12 protein-coding genes and 6 pseudogenes are annotated in these 17,326 nt (G+C 54.7%); 13 read left to right on the plus strand and 5 right to left on the minus strand.

Going from position 1 to position 17,326, the window contains the following annotated elements:
• Positions 1-1,057: 1,057 nt before the first annotated feature.
• The 8 genes and pseudogenes from pnuC to msrA all read left to right on the plus strand — a co-directional run bounded on the left by pnuC (position 1,058) and on the right by msrA (position 7,642).
• Positions 1,058-1,792: a nicotinamide riboside transporter PnuC gene (gene pnuC / locus JCM12539_RS10930; RefSeq protein ID WP_054651464.1), complete on the plus strand. Its 735-nt coding sequence runs from the start codon at positions 1,058-1,060 to the stop codon at positions 1,790-1,792.
• Between the two features lie 126 nt (positions 1,793-1,918).
• Positions 1,919-2,631, plus strand: a pseudogene (locus JCM12539_RS10935) (deoxynucleoside kinase).
• A 207-nt stretch (positions 2,632-2,838) separates the two neighbouring features.
• The gene (locus JCM12539_RS10940) at positions 2,839-3,945 is read left to right on the plus strand and encodes a GGDEF domain-containing protein (protein WP_054651466.1); all 1,107 of its coding nucleotides are present in this window, start codon (positions 2,839-2,841) and stop codon (positions 3,943-3,945) included.
• 83 nt (positions 3,946-4,028) lie between these two features.
• Complete coding sequence (locus JCM12539_RS10945) at positions 4,029-4,505, plus strand: GNAT family N-acetyltransferase (RefSeq protein WP_054651468.1); 477 nt, start codon at positions 4,029-4,031, stop codon at positions 4,503-4,505.
• Positions 4,498-5,148: a copper homeostasis protein CutC gene (locus JCM12539_RS10950; protein ID WP_054651470.1), complete on the plus strand. Its 651-nt coding sequence runs from the start codon at positions 4,498-4,500 to the stop codon at positions 5,146-5,148. Before JCM12539_RS10945 ends, JCM12539_RS10950 begins: the two co-directional genes overlap by 8 nt.
• A gap of 1 nt (position 5,149) precedes the next feature.
• Positions 5,150-5,983 (plus strand): putative RNA methyltransferase, encoded by an 834-nt coding sequence (locus JCM12539_RS10955; RefSeq protein ID WP_054651472.1) that lies wholly within the window; start codon positions 5,150-5,152, stop codon positions 5,981-5,983.
• 168 nt (positions 5,984-6,151) lie between these two features.
• Positions 6,152-6,823 carry a YoaK family protein gene (locus JCM12539_RS10960; protein ID WP_054651474.1) on the plus strand — a complete coding sequence of 224 codons (672 nt, stop codon included), beginning with the start codon at positions 6,152-6,154 and terminating at the stop codon, positions 6,821-6,823.
• Positions 6,820-7,642: pseudogene (gene msrA / locus JCM12539_RS10965) on the plus strand (peptide-methionine (S)-S-oxide reductase MsrA). The gene JCM12539_RS10960 and the pseudogene msrA overlap by 4 nt, the downstream one beginning before the upstream one ends.
• Before the next feature lie 722 nt (positions 7,643-8,364).
• Here msrA and JCM12539_RS10970 read toward each other — a convergent pair.
• The gene (locus JCM12539_RS10970; protein ID WP_054651476.1) at positions 8,365-8,742 is read right to left on the minus strand and encodes an iron chaperone; all 378 of its coding nucleotides are present in this window, start codon (positions 8,740-8,742) and stop codon (positions 8,365-8,367) included.
• Between the two features lie 285 nt (positions 8,743-9,027).
• Between JCM12539_RS10970 and JCM12539_RS10975 the strand changes: the two are divergent.
• From JCM12539_RS10975 to JCM12539_RS10990, 4 genes and pseudogenes are all read left to right on the plus strand, one after another.
• Positions 9,028-10,193, plus strand: a pseudogene (locus JCM12539_RS10975) (betaine/proline/choline family ABC transporter ATP-binding protein).
• Positions 10,186-10,815 carry an ABC transporter permease gene (locus JCM12539_RS10980; protein WP_054651486.1) on the plus strand — a complete coding sequence of 210 codons (630 nt, stop codon included), beginning with the start codon at positions 10,186-10,188 and terminating at the stop codon, positions 10,813-10,815. Before JCM12539_RS10975 ends, JCM12539_RS10980 begins: the two are co-directional and overlap by 8 nt.
• Positions 10,816-10,822: 7 nt before the next feature.
• Positions 10,823-11,748, plus strand: a pseudogene (locus JCM12539_RS10985) (osmoprotectant ABC transporter substrate-binding protein).
• 2 nt (positions 11,749-11,750) lie between these two features.
• On the plus strand, positions 11,751-12,407 hold the full coding sequence (locus JCM12539_RS10990; protein WP_054651478.1) for an ABC transporter permease: 657 nt from the start codon (positions 11,751-11,753) through the stop codon (positions 12,405-12,407).
• 51 nt (positions 12,408-12,458) lie between these two features.
• Here JCM12539_RS10990 and JCM12539_RS10995 read toward each other — a convergent pair.
• Positions 12,459-12,784: pseudogene (locus JCM12539_RS10995) on the minus strand (ArsR/SmtB family transcription factor).
• A gap of 19 nt (positions 12,785-12,803) precedes the next feature.
• Positions 12,804-13,369 (minus strand): annotated as a pseudogene (locus JCM12539_RS11000) (cadmium resistance transporter).
• Between the two features lie 211 nt (positions 13,370-13,580).
• On the opposite strand from JCM12539_RS11000, the gene JCM12539_RS11005 reads away from it, so the two are divergent.
• Entirely contained in the window at positions 13,581-14,282 is a 702-nt protein-coding gene (locus JCM12539_RS11005; RefSeq protein ID WP_054651480.1) for a histidine phosphatase family protein, read from the plus strand.
• A gap of 899 nt (positions 14,283-15,181) precedes the next feature.
• On the opposite strand, the gene JCM12539_RS11010 is transcribed toward JCM12539_RS11005, so the two are convergent.
• Together JCM12539_RS11010 and JCM12539_RS11015 are read right to left on the minus strand one after the other, a co-directional pair.
• Positions 15,182-15,556 carry an EAL domain-containing protein gene (locus tag JCM12539_RS11010; RefSeq protein ID WP_054651482.1) on the minus strand — a complete coding sequence of 125 codons (375 nt, stop codon included), beginning with the start codon at positions 15,554-15,556 and terminating at the stop codon, positions 15,182-15,184.
• The gene (locus JCM12539_RS11015) at positions 15,553-16,740 is read right to left on the minus strand and encodes a GGDEF domain-containing protein (RefSeq protein WP_054651484.1); all 1,188 of its coding nucleotides are present in this window, start codon (positions 16,738-16,740) and stop codon (positions 15,553-15,555) included. Before JCM12539_RS11015 ends, JCM12539_RS11010 begins: the two co-directional genes overlap by 4 nt.
• Positions 16,741-17,326 lie beyond the last annotated feature (586 nt).

The following is a 17,326-nucleotide window of genomic DNA, read 5'->3' on the forward strand; positions in this document are numbered from 1 at the left end:
CCCGCGGTTCCCGTTACACAGTGGTAATGGTTAACATTTTGAACCACCCATGCCTCGCTCACCGGTCCGACCGACGCTACTTCTTCTACTGTAGTAATGGTATCTCCTGATAAGATTCATTCCCACCGCCCGTGGAAATTAGACAGTTCGTTGACAAAATAATTCCCAGTCACCTTGACAACAGGTTCACGCATTAAATTGTCTAAATTTTGGGACGAGAGCTGTCGGGTGGACATGCCGGTCAATATTTATCAGTGGCCGCATTGATACGTGGCTGACAAGTGCCTAAGTCATTCATAAATTCGTTAGCAAGTGTGGTTCTGGCCGGTACGGGGGCCGTGGGGTGCGGAGACGACTGGACCCGGAATGGTGACCGCTGTTAGGGAACGCACGCAGTTAGCGCTTCAGCGCTTACTGCGTGCTTCTTGCAGGAATGGCGTAGCCAGTCCGAGAGCCTCATTTGCAGGCGATGTACAGCGCGACGAACTTAGAGACTGGCTGCCCGGGCTTGGCAGACAGGCTCTAAGTCGCACCGGAAACCGCGGGCTTTGCGGTTGGAGGTTTCGCCCTAGCAGCGGTCACCGTGGAGCGGTCCACAAAGTCGCAGCACGCCACAGCACCCGTACCGGCCAGAACCGCCACTAGGGGGACACTCCGTAACGATGTAGTGAGGTCCATTAGTACGGTTATATAAAGCGTAATTTTTCCTCACTAGATTATAATGTTTGTGTCTCAACGTTACCGTCCTTGATTTACCGCGAACAAGGCTGTCGTGGTCTTGCACCCATTTTTTTGCAATGCGGTGGTGACCATTAAGAATTTAAATATTTGTCCATCCGTGAGTTGTAGTGGGGATTCACATGGATGGTTGCCGCCAGTAGCCGGATGGTGGCGTTACCATAAAATTATTCACCTACCACACTATATAGTGTGTGGTGCACGCACATATCACCAACATCTGGTAGATTCAAGACTTTAATTTCAAAAACTTTCGCCGCATAATGGTCAACAGTTGTTCTAACAACGAGATATTTATATAGTGAAGGGGATTTGTGCAATGGATTCATCAGAAAATTATTTCCAGTGGCTCTTTAACCAACTAAAGGGGTGGCCACAACAGAATTACTACCTGTTCTGGTTTGCTTTGGGTTGTCAGATTATGACGCTAGTTAACGCCAAGATCACCGGCCTGACCGTTATTACCTTCTTTGGTACCATGATCGGGGTGCTGTGCGTCCTGGCCATTAACGCCACGAAGGCCGTTAATGGTTGGTTGGGTCTCGTCAGCGCCGCCTGCTTTATTATTGTCGGTTTCTCCGCTAAGAACTACCTGTCCATCTTTGAACAGATTGCTTACGTGGTGACCCTGGACCTGCCCGTGCTGATCAGCGTTCGGAGCTGGAACAACGACACTAAGAACCACCTGCGTAAGTTTGGCGCCAAGGAATGGGTTACTTCCATTGCGTTCACGCTGATTGTTTGGGCAGTCAGTGCCTACCTGATTGGCAACCTGACCAACGACCCACGTCCTATCTACGACGGGATGGCATTCTCCATTTCCCTGACTGGTGGGATTGTCTGCTTCCTGCGTTACAGTAACCAGTACTTCTGGTGGCTGTTTAGTGGTGTGGCTCAACTCGTTTTGTGGGGCATCACCTTTGCCCAGGGCGACGCCAGCCTGGCAATGGCCATCAACTCCAGTATTTACGTTGTGAACGACATCTTGGCGTTCACGGTTAGCCCGTGGTTCAACGCTGGTCGTAAGCGCATGGGTCTGGAAACACTCAAGTAGCAATTAATTATTCTGTAATTGGCACTACCAATTTACGTCAAAACTGGTAAAGTGAATAAGGTACATTTGAGGCGAGCAGCTTGCTCGCTTTTGGTGGTTAAGAAAGAAAAAGGCGAGGGCTAGATCATGATTTATATTCTTGGTAGTATCGGCGCGGGCAAGACGTCGCTAACAAAGCTGCTGTCCGCTGATTTGGGCACACCAGCGTATTACGAGGACGTCGAAGGCAACGGGATGATTGCCAAGATGTTGCAGAAATTCTACGAGGCCGGCGAGGACAGTCGTAAGACGACGGGGACCATCCTGCAGATTGCGTTCCTGACTTTCCGTTATCAGCAGTTGAAGAAGGCCGTCATGCAGGAAAACGCCGTTCTGGATTCTTCCTTGGAATCTGACTTTGTTATGGCTTCGCAGCTGCACCAAAATGGTGAAATTGATGACGTGGACTTCAACATTTACGTGACGCTGTCACAGGAAATGCAGCTAACGTCAATGGTAGCCCATGGAATGGTTTGCCTGACCTCGCCGTCTACCTGCAAATTGATCCTGACCACGAAATTGATGAAATTCAACACCGTGGTCGCGAGATGGAAGATATTCGTGACAAGCCGGAACTCGTGTCCTACTACAACCGGGTTAACCAGGCTTACCGTGAATGGTCAAAGGGCTACACCCGTTCGACCCTGTTAACCGTTAACCGGGACAAGTACGACTTTGTGAACCACCCCGAAGACCGTAACGCGGTGCTCGACCAGATTGAGCAAAAGTTGGTGGACCTCGGCAAGCTGTCACCACAGCGCTTCGCCGAGATTAAGCAGCAGCGGGCCGTAACTGAATAATAACGTATTATTTTGAGGGTGCCCTGACGTCAGTCGGCCAATATGGTTGGTGGCGGTAGGGGTGCTCTTTTTACGTGCGTACGGTTATTCTGGTTACACCGACCGTTTTTTAACCGTAGGGGCGTGACTAAGCTTTGAGCCATTCGCTATAATGTGATGAGCAGTACGTTGCGTGGTGCTGAGCCACGTTTGGGGGAGCGTGATCTGATGGTAGCAATAACCGGCTTTGCGTGGGTCGTAATGACCTTATTTAGTGTGGCATTTATCGCTCTGTTGCAGCAGTTAATGCACTGGGTGGACTGGGATGTGGAGGACACCGTCACGTGGCCGTGGCGCCACGAACTGGCTTACACGGCCTTTTTTGCCCTGTCTAGCACCGTTATTTTAAGCCTGGTTAATATTCTTAGCGAGCCGCTGGTAGGCCTCACCATGACTAACTGCGTCTTACTGATCTTGAGTACATACAATAACGTCATTCTCACGCTACGTAATAAAGTAGTAGCCACTGCCTGGACGTTAGCACTCGTGAGTATTTATTTCCCCGGATTTAGTTGGCCACTGGTCGTGCTGTTTACGGGCTACGTTTTCTTATTGTGGGCCGAGCAAAGGTGGTTTTTACCGTTTGACGCTCACCCAACAGTCACCGTGTTGGTGCAGTTCTACCTTGGCGTAGGGTACTGGCTACTGGCGGATAACGTTGGGATGGATACGCGTACGTTGCCGGTGATGCTGATCAGCTTTGCCATGAGTGCGGTCACCTGCTACGTGTTTACGGTGCTCTTGCATAACGACCACGTGCGGTCGCTTGATAGCGCCAAGAACGCCCGTACGGATGGATTGACGGGTGCCCGCAACTGGATGAGTTTTCGTGATGATACCGGTACGTGGTTTGATGGCGGGACGTCATTTCTCGTCATCGCGTTCGATATCGACCACTTCAAACGGATTAATGATACGTACGGTCACCTGGTGGGCAACCACGTACTAACGGGGTTCTGTGGCAGTCTGCAGGCTACGCTGAGTGCAGTGGAACCGGCCGCGCGTTTATACCGCACTGGTGGTGAGGAATTCATGGTGGTGGTACCAGACATGGACGCAACTGCCGGTCGGCAATTGGCGAAACGTTGTCAGAAAACGATTCGGGAATTACAAGTTTTGGATGATGACGGTCAGCCAGTACACGTGACGGCATCCATTGGGATTAGTGCGACAACGGCCGCTGATGAACGTGCCAACGCGGTATACCGCCGGGCAGACAGCCTGCTGTATCGCGCCAAGCAAGGCGGGCGGAACCGGATTGTGGGTGACGATTAGAGCAAAGTTGTGGCTGTTGCCGTGCTACAATTATTCACGAGGAACTAAAACGAGCCGGAAAACGGCCGCTGGGGGTGACAACTATGGACGTACAATTGCAACCAATGAACGCACATGAATACCAACAGTGGTTGGACACGAGTGTGCAGGAATATATTGCGGAGAAAGTGCATGCGGGTACCTGGACCGCCGAGGAGGCACCCGCCTTGGCACAAGCCAGTTACGCGGAGTTGTTGCCACAAGGCTTGGCGACTCCCAGCGAGTTGTTGTGGACCGTCACGGACGCAGGCCAACCCGTTGGTTCGTTGTGGGTACATTGGGATCAGGATAAGCGTACCTTCTTCGTCTACGACATCGTGATTGATGCGGCGATGAGGAATCAAGGCTACGGCCAGGCGACGCTGACGGCGTTGGACGCCGAGGCGCGGCAGCGGCGTGTGCGCAGCATTGGTCTGCACGTCTTTGGTGATAACCAACGGGCCCAGCATGTGTATGCCAAGATGGGTTTCGTGGTCACGGATATCAACATGTCCAAAGTGGTGGGGGATGCCGATGATTAGAGAGGTTGCTGTTGAGAACATGACGCTAATCGCGGCCGCCATTCAAGCGGGTGCCGGGCGGATTGAGCTGAACGATAATTTAGCGGTTGGTGGAACCACCGTCTCCGCCGGCGTCATGCACGCAGCCGTTGCGGTGGCCCATGAACACGGGGTGCCGGTGGTAGCAATGATTCGGCCCCGCGGTGGCGACTTTGTGTACACTGAGGCTGAGATTGCGGTGATGGTTGCGGATTTGGCCGTCGCACGGGACGCCGGCGTTGACGCCGTGACTTTTGGGGCGTTAACACGTGATGGGTTCTTAGCAACGACGGTCATGGAGCGGTTGATGGCCGCGGCCGGTAACCTACCCGTGGTGATGCACATGGCGTTTGATGCGATCCCAGCTCACGCTCAGGCGGCCGCGATTGACTGGCTCGTGGCACATAACGTGGTGCGTATACTAACGCACGGCGGACCGCTGACGACGCCCATCACGGCGACTTTGCCCCACCTCCAGGAAATTGTGGGGTGGGCGCACGGACGGATTGGCATTCTGCCAGGCGGCGGGGTGACGATGGATAACGTCGCGATGGTGACCAGTACGTTGGACGTTAGCGAGGCGCATGGCACCAAGATTGTCGGACAGCTAACTACGGGGGTGTAGATTGCGGAAAATTGAAGCAAAGGCGCAGATGGTGTCCGAGCAGGGGGAACTCTTTGCGTGCCCAGTCTGTCATGAGCCGCTGGAGGTCACCGGTACCAGCTTGGTTTGCCCGGAGCACCACCAGTTTGATTTGGCCAAGAAGGGGACCGTTAATTTTCTGAACGCTCCCGTGGCTACGGAGTACGGTACGGCCATGCTTGCCGCGCGGCGACGGGTGCTGTCGGCGGGTTTTTTCGACCAATTTTTGGCGGAGATCGCGACCGAACTAACGCCAAATGATCGCTTCCTGGATATTGGTTGCGGTGAGGGCACGCCGACCGCCAAGCTAGCGGCGACGGGGGCCACGGGCATCGGCTTTGATATTTCGTCCCCGGCCATCAATTTAGCGGGGGCGCTGGACACACCGGCGTTTTACTGCGTGGCGGATTTAGCACGGCTACCGTTCCTCGATGACACCTTTTCGGCGGTGGTGGACCTATTTTCTCCCGGTGCGTACGCGGAGTTTAACCGCGTTTTGCGTCCGGGTGGGCGGATTCTCAAAATTATCCCCGATGCCGATTACCTGCACGAACTCCGTCAGGGGCTATATGCGGGCACACCCAAAGGTACATACAGTAACGCCCGCGTCATGGACCGCTTCATGGCGGTCTATCCTCACGCAACCGTGACACCAATTGCGTACGACTTTGCGGTGACACCAGAACTGTTTGCCGACGTGGTTGCAATGACCCCGCTGACCTGGCAGGCGCCAGTTGCGGCCAAAGCCGCGTTATTGGCCGCACCACCGGCCAGCGTGCACGTAGCGGTTGATTTGTTGCGGGTACAGGTGGATTAACAGTCAGTAGTTACTAGTAATAGAGATCAACGGCGCTCAGTGGGCATCCGGAATTGCGGATGGTTGCTGAGCGTCGTTTTGGTACAGTTAACGTGCAATCGTTGGATAGTTGCAACGGCACTTATTAATTGTTAGTATTACGGCAGCATATAGAGGGTGGTGGACGTTTTGGAGACGCAAATTGCACGGCATGAACGGACGGTTTTCGGGGCCATTTTGACGTTGGCAGCCGGTGGACTTGATGCGTACTCGTACCTGGTGCACGGCGAAGTGTTCGCCGGCCTGCAAACGGGTAACTTGATTCTCTTTGGGGTGCACCTCGGCCAGGGCGACCTGGTGGGCAGTGGCCGTTATTTGGTATCGTTATTGGCTTTCTTTGTCGGTACGATTATCGTGCGGGTATTGCAACGACACCGCTGGTTAGGCCAACATGATCCGCAAAGGCGCCAGGCAATCCTGTTGTACGTTGCGGTCGTGTTGGTGCTGGCGGTGGTATTCAGTCAGTGGGGTGTCGCGGTGCTGGGCACAGCGCTACTATCGGTGGCCGCCGCCGCTGTATTGCAGGAGTTCCGTCGTCTGAACGGTGGGCCGTTCACGCCACTCATGATGACCGGCAACCTACGCACACTCGCCGAAACCAGTTTTGATGCGCTGTGGTTGCACGAGCAGAAGGCGTGGACAAAGTTGCGACAAACGGCCACGATCATGGTGACGTTTGCCGTGGGCGCAGGATTGGTGGCGTTGCTGCGGCGGTGGCTAGGAGCCGCGACTATCGTGGTACCAGTCATTGCGTTGTTAGGTGCATGGTGGTACCTGCGCCGGGAGGGTGATGCTAATTGAAATATAACCGTGAGCAGTTATTGGGTACCCTGACAACTTTGATTACCACGCCGGCAACCCGTGCCTGGGAACGGCAGTTGCTGGTGGGGGCCAAAGACGCGTTGACCAACGGTGGGCGTCCCGACGCGGTGGTCGCCAAACTAGAGGCGAGTTGCGGCCGCTGGCGTTGCGCAACAACCTAACGCCGGATCTGACGGATTTCTATCGCCGCGTGACCGGGGACGAAGTGGGCGCGGCCCACTTTGATTTGGACCGGTATAACGCGGCCGACGCACCGTATGAGGACCGAGCAATCTTTGCTGGTGGCTGTTTTTGGTGCATGGTGGAACCGTTCGATACCCGGTCGGGAATTGAGGCGGTGGTATCGGGTTACACTGGTGGCACGGTGGAGCAGCGACGTACGAGCAGGTGAGTGGTGGCTATACGGGGCACGTTGAGGCGGTCGAAATCATCTTTGACACACGCAAAATTACGTACGCCGAACTGGTAGATATTTATTGGCAGCTGATTGACCCCACCGACGACATGGGCCAGATGGGCGATCGTGGTGAGAATTACCGGCCGGTGATTTTTGTGCGGAACGACGCCCAACGTGCGGAGGCGGAAGCGTCGAAGCAGCGCGTGATTAATTCGGGGATGTACGCTGCACCGATTGTGGTGGGGGTTGAGGCCGCCACGACGTTTTGGCCGGCGGAAAACTTTCATCAGGACTTCTACAAGAAGAATGCGCGGCGGTACAAGCACATCGAGCGCGAACGCCAACAATTCCTCCGCTTCCAACATCTCCGCGGCCGCCTGCACCGGCTCTTCCGGAAGTAGGTTGCTACGGTGGTTGTTGACGGCAGCGTTGGTCGGACCGGCGAGCTGCGGCTTTCGTGGGGTGCTCCATGGTAAGCCACAGCTAGGGCAAAACCTACAACTCGCAAAGTGCGCGAGTTTCCGGTGCGATTCTGAGCCTGCCCGGGAACCCACCGGTCAGTCTCAGAAATCGTCGCGTTCTAACGGCTAAAGCCGTAAGAACGTTACACCCCGGCAGTGGTTACCATTCCGACCCCACACGCCTTCGCTCACCGGTCCGACCGACGCGGCCTCCCGCTACCGTGGCATCTACGTCTCCAGACACGATCCACACGTCTCCGATTCCAACAATTGTAATCATTCACCAGTGTCATGTGTAGACCGTTATGTTGTCACTAAGCGCATTGTAGGTTGCGGCGTGGTTTGTGGTGGAGGTGGGGCGGCCCTGGTCGTGACGGCTGCAAGCCCTTGTTCTGTAGAAATTACTGCCAGTAGTGCGTTAGCACGTACTGGCAGTTTGCCGTACAGAATCAAAACTTTGAAATCGAGTGGTCTTTGCTCGAGTTCAAAGTTTCGCGGTAGCACGGGACGTGCGGGAGCGTGAGGCTAGTAGCCGGTCACGACCAGGGCCGCCTCACCGGAACCACGAACCGCGCCGCAACCGGCGGCCACAATGACAACCGATTATATACAAAAAGCGCTGGAACTTAACGGTTCCAGCGCTTTTTTTTAGCCTTCATTATCTATAGCCAGAACGACGTAGTGTCGGCCTTCAGCTTGCGGCTGGCATCGATGGCATCGTCCAGCAGCGCGTAGTTGACGGGCTGGTCCCACGGAATTTGGAACAGTTTGGTGGTGGTTTTGTACCCCGCCGCGCTGATGTCCGGCTGTAGGTCTGCAAAGATGGGTGCCTCCACTGCAACGCTGAAGTGGTTACGCGCTACACTGAGCCCCATGATAAACGTACCGTGGTCGGTCAGCATCGGCTGGTTCCACGCGATGCGTAACTCCATACCTGGGTGATTTTCCTGCAGTTGTTTTAGTACCGCCGCCAATTGGTCTGCGTGTGTGACCGGCTCGATTGCGGCCAAGTATTCATCTAGGTTTGCGTATTTGCCCATGTCGGTGTCCTCCGTCCTTTGCCAAGACTATACCACAGCTCTGACCACGATTGCGCGCAGTATGGGTATGAATTTTTTTGCGTTTAAACGGCAGCCACTCTGATTAAGGCACCGCTTGGCTATCGTCAGTCACTCCGTACCGTTTGTTTGAACGGTATGTGGTCGGATGCACTAACAATTAACCGTATTTAACTAATTTTGAACGAATGCGCTTCCATTAGCAACCTGGCCATAATACAATTAAATTAAGCTAATTGTTTAAATAAGTCTATATGGGGGTGCGTTATGGCTAATGAACGACCAATGGTTGAATTTCAGGACGTAAGCAAAGTTTATTCTGGCGGTACCGTTGCGGTAGAACAGGTCAGCCTCTCGATTTACCCCGGCGACTTTGTTTGTTTTATCGGCACCTCGGGGTCCGGCAAGACCACCACGATGCGGATGATTAACCGTATGTTGGAGCCGACTACCGGCCAAATCATGTTCAACGGGCAGGATATTCACGGTCAGGAACCCGTGCAACTCCGGCGGAAGATTGGCTACGTGATTCAGAATATTGGCTTGATGCCACACATGACGATTTACGAAAACATCACCATCGTGCCCAAGCTACTGAAGTGGCCAGACGAGCGGCGTCGCAAAAAGGCGGAGGAACTGATGCGCCTCGTGGAGTTACCTCTGGACTTCTTGGACCGTTACCCAAGCCAATTGTCTGGTGGTCAGCAACAACGGATTGGTGTGGTGCGGGCCCTCGCGGCTAATCAGGATTTGATCCTGATGGACGAACCGTTTGGTGCCCTGGATCCCATCACCCGCGAAAGCCTCCAGGATCTGGTGCAGAACCTGCAACAGTCACTGGGTAAGACCATCGTCTTTGTCACCCACGATATTGATGAAGCGTTGAAGCTGGCGACCAAAGTGGTAGTGATGGATGGTGGCCATATCGTGCAGGCGGCCACTCCGGCCGAGTTAGTGACGCATCCGGCCAATCAATTCGTGCGTGATTTTATTGGTGAGGACCGCTTATTGCAAGCTCGAGCCGACGTCACCACCGTGGGCGCAATCATGCTGGGGCAGCCCGTGACTACGCAGCCAGGCCAGTCCCTGGACGATGCCATCAAGTTAATGCGCGACAAACGTGTGGACACGTTGCTGGTGACGGATGATGGGGGTCACCTTAAGGGTATTCTTGACCTCGCGGCACTGGATACCCACTATCGGCGAGCCACAAGCGTAGCGATATCATGGACACCAAGGTGTTTGCTGTGCGGGAAGACGCCTTGCTCCGGGACACCATCGACCGGATATTGAAGCGTGGGCTGAAGTACGTGCCCGTGGTGGATGATCAGCACCGGCTCCGCGGAATCATTACCCGTACGGCTTTGGTCGACCTCGTGTACGACACCATTTGGGGCAAAGCGGCGGGGGAGGACGGTGATGGCGATGATTAACTTCCTGGCTACACACTGGTCGGAACTGCTGCTCAAGACTTGGGAACAACTATATATTTCCGCCATTGCTCTGGGATTAGGCGTGTTGGTGGCCGTCCCGTTGGGCATCCTGCTGACCCGCTTTCCCCGGACGGCCAAAGTGGTGATTGCGGTGGCCAGCATGTTGCAAACCGTCCCGTCGCTGGCTTTGCTGGCGCTTATGATACCGCTGTTCGGCATTGGGAAGGTGCCCGCCATCGTGGCCCTCTTTGTGTACTCATTGCTACCCATTCTGCGGAACACGTATATCGGGATGGAGGACGTGAGCCCGGTAATCAAAGACGTTGCGCGCGGGATGGGGATGACGACCATGCAGTCGATCGGTCAGGTGGAACTGCCCATGGCGTTGCCCGTAGTGATGGCTGGCATTCGGCTGTCTGCCGTTTACGTGATTGCGTGGGCCACTTTGGCATCCTACATCGGTGCGGGTGGTCTGGGTGACCTGATATTCAATGGGTTAAACTTATTCCAACCGGAGCTGATTATTGGCGGTACAATTCCGGTCACCCTGCTGGCCCTGTTGGTGGATTTCCTGTTGGGACGGTTAGAGCGGAGGCTGACGCCCGTCAGTCTCCGGAACTAAGGGGGTGATGGCGATGCGTAAGTTGTGGCGTCAATTATTGTTGTTGGTATGCGGTTGTCTGCTGCTAGCCGGCTGTGCTGGTTCGGGGATCACGACGGCAGGGCAGCCAACAATCCGGATTGCGGCGATGAGTTCCACGGAGTCACAGATTATGGCCAACATGGTGGCCGAGCTAATCAATCACGAATTGGATTACAAAACGGAAATTGTGGGTAACCTCGGTTCAACACCGTGGTCCACCAGGCGTTAATTCGTGGTGATGCGGACATTGCGGCCTCGCGTTATACCGGCACGGACCTTACGGGGACGTTGATGAAGGAACCGCAGAAGGACCCCGTCCAAGCGTTACGCACGGTACAACGGGAGTTTAAGGACCGCTATAACCAGACGTGGTTTCCGAGCTACGGCTTTGCGAACACGTACGCGTTCATGGTCAGCAAGCAGACCGCTGCGCGCGATCACCTAAAAAAGGTGTCGGATTTGCAGCGGGTGGCCGGCAAAATGAATGCTGGTGTCGACAGCTCGTGGATGAACCGCAAAGGTGACGGGTATCAGGACTTCGTCAAGACGTACGGCTTTGACTTTCAGCGTGTTTACCCCATGCAAATCGGTCTGGTATACGATGCGGTTGCGGCGGGGAAGATGCAGACCGTCCTTGGTTATTCAACGGATGGACGGATTCGTAGTTACGACCTCACCGTGTTACGTGATGACCGGCAATTCTTTCCACCGTATGACTGCTCCATGGTGGTGAATGATAGTTTGCTGAAGGCGCACCCCAAGCTCAAAGCGTTGTTGCACCGTTTGGACGGGCAGATTAATGTTCGGACTATGCAACAGCTCAACTACGAGGTTGATGACCAGCTGCTGGAACCTGCCGTGGTGGCGGAACGCTTTTTATCCCGGCATCACTACTTCCGTGGGGGTGAGTAACTATGGCTGAAATGAATACTTGGCAACAGTTTTGGTACTACTTAGAGAATAACGGCGCGTACGTGCTGGGGCAGTTTGCCCGCCACTTTATGATTGCGGGGTACGGGGTGCTCCTGGCCGCGTTGATTGGCATCCCGGTGGGGTTGATGATTGCAAAGAAGCGGCGCCTGGGCAGCGCGGTGATTGGTGTGGCCAACGTTATCCAAACCATTCCGTCGCTGGCGATGCTATCGATAATCATGCTGGCACTGGGGTTGGGCGTCACGACGGTTGTGGTAACCGTGTTTCTATATTCGCTCCTACCCATTATTAAGAACACGTATACGGGGATGGTCAACGTGGACCCAAATCTTGTCGATGCGGCGACCGGCATGGGCATGACCAGCTGGCAACGCCTGTACATGGTGGAGATCCCGCTGGCCTTATCCGTCATCATGGCGGGCATTCGTAACGCCCTGGTGGTGGCCATTGGTATCACGGCTATCGGTGCCTTTGTGGGGGCTGGTGGGCTGGGGGACATCATTATTCGTGGAACGAACGCCACCAACGGCGGTGCCATTATTCTCGCCGGGGCCCTGCCCACCGCACTGATGGCGATAATCGCCGACCTCGTGCTGGGCTTCCTGCAACGCCGCTTGGAGCCACATGGGGCTAGTTAAACAATCAAAGTAAAACAGCAGTGACGTCCTACCGGTTGGTGCGGGTAGGTGTCACTGCTGTTTTGGTTGTGGATGTGGGGCTCCGGTAATTTCGTGCTGGACGTGACCCAAAGTGGCGTTGATGACCTCAAGAATGTGGGGGTCATCTAGCCGGTAGTACACGTGCTGGCCGACTTTGTTCTTAGACACTAGCTGATAGTCGAACAAAATGGCTAGCTGGTGCGATACTTGCGGCTGGCTAAGGCTAGGTGCGCAACGATGGTGGAGACGTCCGCCGTCTGGGTTTCGAGAAAGTACAGTATTTTTATGCGGTGAATATTACTGAGTACCCGGTAGATTTTCACCGCTTCGTGTAGTAATGCGTCTTGATTGTCCATTGGCATCCCCCTTTGCTAATTAAATTAATGATAGCACCTGGTGGATGAGACCACTATCCCAAAAAAAACGTACAGGCCGATGAGGATGTAGCAGACCCGCATGGTAGTCTCTCCATACCGTTCGAGAAATTGACGGACGCCGGCAATCCGCCCGACACCGCGCACGAATAAAACGGCGAGTGCGCTGAGGATACCAATAAAGAGGGCGGTCATCATAAATTCGGTGAGCGTTTTGCCCACCAGTACCGGTAAAAATATGGACAGGTTGCAACCCGCACACACGGACAGGTAAGTGATGAGCACCGCCCAAACGGGATTTGCAGCTTCGTGGGCGCCATCGTCGTCATCGTCCGACCGGAAGGCCAAGTAGATGGGGAGAAAGCCGAGTAGGCCGAGTACCCACTCAGGCAAAAATTGGTGTAGGGCCGCCCCCGCTACGTAACTGGCTAGCAGCAATATGAGGGTGCCCAGAACGTATCCGGTCATGACTGCACCGGTGCGGTAACGGCGGAGCAGGAACAGTAGCATGACAAAGAAATCAAGGTTAACGCTGATAAATGTGAGTGCAAGAACGCCATAATTCACTGTGAAGCTTCCTTTCGTGTGGCACATATATAATATATGCTGAATATAACATATATTGTGCTTGGAGGGTTAATTACTTTGATTGGGCTGTACCAAAATTACTGTAAAAGGTTTAAGAAAGCGCTCACGAATAGCGAATGCAAGCTGGCTGTGGCAAGATTAGGATAACTAATTACCACTAGTTAGTGGTTATTTGGAAGGAGTGGTCTTCATGGTTGAACTTTGGGTTGCCCGGCACGGGCAGACGGAATATAACGTTCGCGGAATTGTTCAGGGAATTGTCGATTCACAATTAACGAGTAGTGGCGTGAGCGACGCCATGGCGCTAGGCCGTGGTTTGGCGGAAGCTGGCATCAACTTTGACGCTGCCTATAGTAGCAATTTGCACCGGGCAGTGGAGACCGCGAACCTAGCGTTAACGGCTGGCCGCCAGCGCTTGCAGGTACATAAGTGGTTCGGCTTGCGCGAGCAAAGTTTTGGTATGTTTGAGGGTCGCTCCGAGGCGCAACGTGCGGCCGCGATGATTGAACTGACAAAGAGTACGGACCGGTTCGGTGTGCCCGACTTCACGGTTGACCAGGTGGCCGAGCTGTCCCACATTGTGAACTTGCACCATGGCGTGGCGGGCACGGAAAACGTGGCGGCGATTCAGCGCCGGTTCAACGATACGGCGGGCATTATCGCGCAGCGGGCGGCGGCGACGAACCAGCAGAACGTGTTGTTGGTTAGCCACGGTGCGGTTATCTGGCTGTGGCTTGCTAGTTTGGGGATGCCGATGAACAGCGCGTCCATCGGTAACGCCGCGGTTGCTCATGTTAGCTATGACCGTGGGGAGTTCCGGCTACGCACGTACAACGACCGGAGCTACGTTTTGGCCGGTGCCGAACAATACGGCAACGTAGCTTTGGGGTAGCGCAGTTGTGGTACGAACCTGCGGGTGGCGTTGGGGGTTGCTGTTTCCGACAGCGTTGGTCGGGTTGGTGAGCTGCGGCTTATGTGGGGTGCTCCATGGTAATCCACTGCTAGGGCGAAACGTCCAACTCACCAAGACCGGGTGAGTTTCCGGTGCGATTCTGAACCTGCCCGGAAAAACCACCGGTCAGGTTCAGAAGTCGTCGCGTTCTAACGGCTAAAGCCAATGGAGCTCTCGGACTGCTGCGCCATTCCTGCGAGAAGCAGGCAGTGGTTACCATTCCGCCCTCACGCGCCTAAGCTCACCAACCCGACCGACGCGGTCTCACACTTCGGGCCAATGACTTATCCGGGTGCAATATCCTTGCGCGGATACGTTATGTTCTCGTACTTTGGTCTATCTACGTGCAATCGCTTTAATGCATCGATGAGCGGACAATGTATTTATAACGGTAAGTCGGATATACGGCGTTTAGGTGTGCCGTAACTATGACACGATTCCCCCCGAAAGAACTCACATGTAATCCAATCCTATGAACAAGCGATAATTTTGGGTTTCACTATGTAACGGGAACCTGCGGGTGGTTTTGGGGGTGGAGGCGTCGTGCCTGTAGATGTGGTTGCTGCGACCCCGAAGCGCTGTTGTAATTACTGTCAGTTGTGCGCTAGCACTTACTGACAGTTATGACTTACAGCGGCAGATTCTGGAGACAAAGTGGGCTTCTTTGGCTCCAGAATCCGTGGGAGGCCGGAACGGCCGGAGCGTGCGGGTGTAGCAAGCCACGGCGGAAGGCACGTAAGCCGTAACCCCCAACGCCACCTGCAGGTTCGTACCACTAAAGTCCCAATAAACACAACAGGCGCCGCCCACTAGGGTGACGCCTGTTGTAATTGTTGTGATTAAACGATGCGTGGTAGCACCGATCGGCTGAAGTAGTAGCCTTGACCGTACTGGATACCCAATCCGCGGGCCAACTTGAGGTCCGTGTCCGAGTCAATCCCGTGCATGATGAACGGGATGTCGTGGCTAGCAGCCAGGTTACGCCACTCGCTTACTTTGGTGTACTGCGCGGGCGTGTACCCGTCCGGCCCCGGCTGGTCCATCGTGAACTTGATCATGTCGACTTCCGCAATGACCGCGCAGGCGTCGGTGTAAGAAATGTCCCAACCGGAGTTTGCCAACGCCATCTGGAACCCGAGTTGGTGGTATTGTTGAGCCACGCGGATAAACGTTGCTCGGTCCGTGATGTTGGTGATTTCAATGGTGAAGGTCACGGCCGCCTGCCGAATGAATTGGACCAACCATCGCGGATGGCGGGGGTCTGGAGCTCGGTCAGGGAAAAATCGCCGTTTAGTCGCTTGACCGATAATTGGTCCGCCACGTGGGTCAGAATGTGTGTAAAGCTAGCGGCTGAAATGTCAAAGTTGACCGGTGGGCGCCACTCGCCGTCCTCGTACGTTCGTAACCGTAACTCGCTGGCAAAGACGTCGCTAGTATTAATGTTGACGATGGGCTGCGTGAAGAAGGTGTAGGTCATGGTGACCTCACGTAGGTGGCTGGTTTCAGGCGTATCACCATTCACCGTAATACAGTCACGGCCCCTTTGCTTGGAGAGGTACATGTTGTGATCCGCGCGCTGAATCACATCCTCCACATTTCGGTCTCCGGGGTGAACCTCAGTCATCCCCATGGATACCGTCAGACGGTTACTGCGGCCGTGATAGTCAAAGCGGGCGCGTCGGACCGTCTCAATACATTGTTGTGCGGTGGGCATGAATTGCTCAGTGTTTTGCCCCGGCAGTAGGACTGCGAATTCCTCGCCACCCGTTCGGTAGAGACGGTAATTGGCGTCGACGTCCTGGAGAAAGTCTTCCAGAAGTGCCGCCATGTGAATTAATGCGGCGTCACCGGCGGAGTGCCCGAACGTATCGTTCACGTTTTTGAAGCTATCAACGTCCATCGTCAGCACGGTCATGTCGCAGTGTTGCCGCTGTGCATCCACAAAGGCAGCGTAGGCATCGGCCCGGAACATGGCGAGGCTACCGGCATTCGTGAGCGTATCATAGTTGACTTGGGCTGCCAGTTCGGCTTTGGCCTGAGCCTCGCGCCGGTCGTGCGTCCAGGTCATGAAGGCATAACCGTTCATGATGAGGAACAGCACCTCGTACCGAAACTGCAAGCCCAGCGTCGTGTCGCCCATTCTGAACCAGTACATACAGCAGAGGAGTAGGGCAAAGGCGCTGTTGGCCCACCACTCGTAGTGCACTTGCTCCCGGAAGCGGTAGACGATGACTGCGAGCAGGATCAACAGTAAATCCATCACCACTGTTATGCTGCTAAACCAAGGGTGGTTGGCCCACCAGAACGCTAAAATGATGCCCCAACGCAGCGCGTAGTGAGCACCACTGATGTTGTCCTCGAGTACGGGGTAGGAAATGATTAGTAGTTGCAGGCTCATGTACAGGTGTTGCCCACTGGAAGCCGAAAAAAATTATTCCCTGTAGAACTACGGCCAGGCCAATGGTGACCATTGTTTGTAGTATTGGTTGTAAACGTGTGTACCAGGGAGCATTGCACATGGCGACATAGCCGGCCACGAAGAATGATCCCAATAGAATGTGGCCAAGCCAAGTACTCAGCATGTTGTCCCCCCTAGCAGCGATGCAGTTCTAGCTCTAAATTTACTCGTTCTGTTGGGGTATGTAAACTTGCAAAGTGTGGAATGAGGGTGTCAATGATAGTTAGTCGAAGACTGGGTGGGTGTGAACACGCGGGTAGCTTTTGGGACTGCGGCTTACGTGCCCTGCGCCGGGATTGCTGCGGTAGTGGTTGGCGGCAGCGGCGGTCGGGCCGGTGAGCTGCGGCTTTCGTGGGGTACTCCATGGTTACCACTGCTAGGGCGAAGGCTCCAACCCGCCAAGTACGGGCGTGTTTCCGCCGCGATTTCAAGCCTGCCCGGAAAACCGCCGGTCAGTCTCGAAATTCGTCGCGTTCTAACGGCTAAAGCCAATGGAGCTCTCGGACTGGCTGCGCCATTCCTGCGA

Origin of the sequence: Lacticaseibacillus pantheris DSM 15945 = JCM 12539 = NBRC 106106, assembly GCF_001311175.1 — a bacterium.
Classification (GTDB): domain Bacteria; phylum Bacillota; class Bacilli; order Lactobacillales; family Lactobacillaceae; genus Lacticaseibacillus; species Lacticaseibacillus pantheris.

Coding starts and splice junctions, on each gene's coding strand:
- pnuC (WP_054651464.1), top strand. CDS start 1,058: ATGGATTCATCAGAAAATTATTTCCAGTGGCTCTTTAACCAACTAAAG.
- JCM12539_RS10940 (WP_054651466.1), top strand. CDS start 2,839: ATGGTAGCAATAACCGGCTTTGCGTGGGTCGTAATGACCTTATTTAGT.
- JCM12539_RS10945 (WP_054651468.1), top strand. CDS start 4,029: ATGGACGTACAATTGCAACCAATGAACGCACATGAATACCAACAGTGG.
- JCM12539_RS10950 (WP_054651470.1), top strand. CDS start 4,498: ATGATTAGAGAGGTTGCTGTTGAGAACATGACGCTAATCGCGGCCGCC.
- JCM12539_RS10970 (WP_054651476.1), bottom strand. CDS start 8,742: ATGGGCAAATACGCAAACCTAGATGAATACTTGGCCGCAATCGAGCCG.
- JCM12539_RS10980 (WP_054651486.1), top strand. CDS start 10,186: ATGATTAACTTCCTGGCTACACACTGGTCGGAACTGCTGCTCAAGACT.
- JCM12539_RS10990 (WP_054651478.1), top strand. CDS start 11,751: ATGGCTGAAATGAATACTTGGCAACAGTTTTGGTACTACTTAGAGAAT.
- JCM12539_RS11005 (WP_054651480.1), top strand. CDS start 13,581: ATGGTTGAACTTTGGGTTGCCCGGCACGGGCAGACGGAATATAACGTT.
- JCM12539_RS11015 (WP_054651484.1), bottom strand. CDS start 16,740: ATGAGCCTGCAACTACTAATCATTTCCTACCCCGTACTCGAGGACAAC.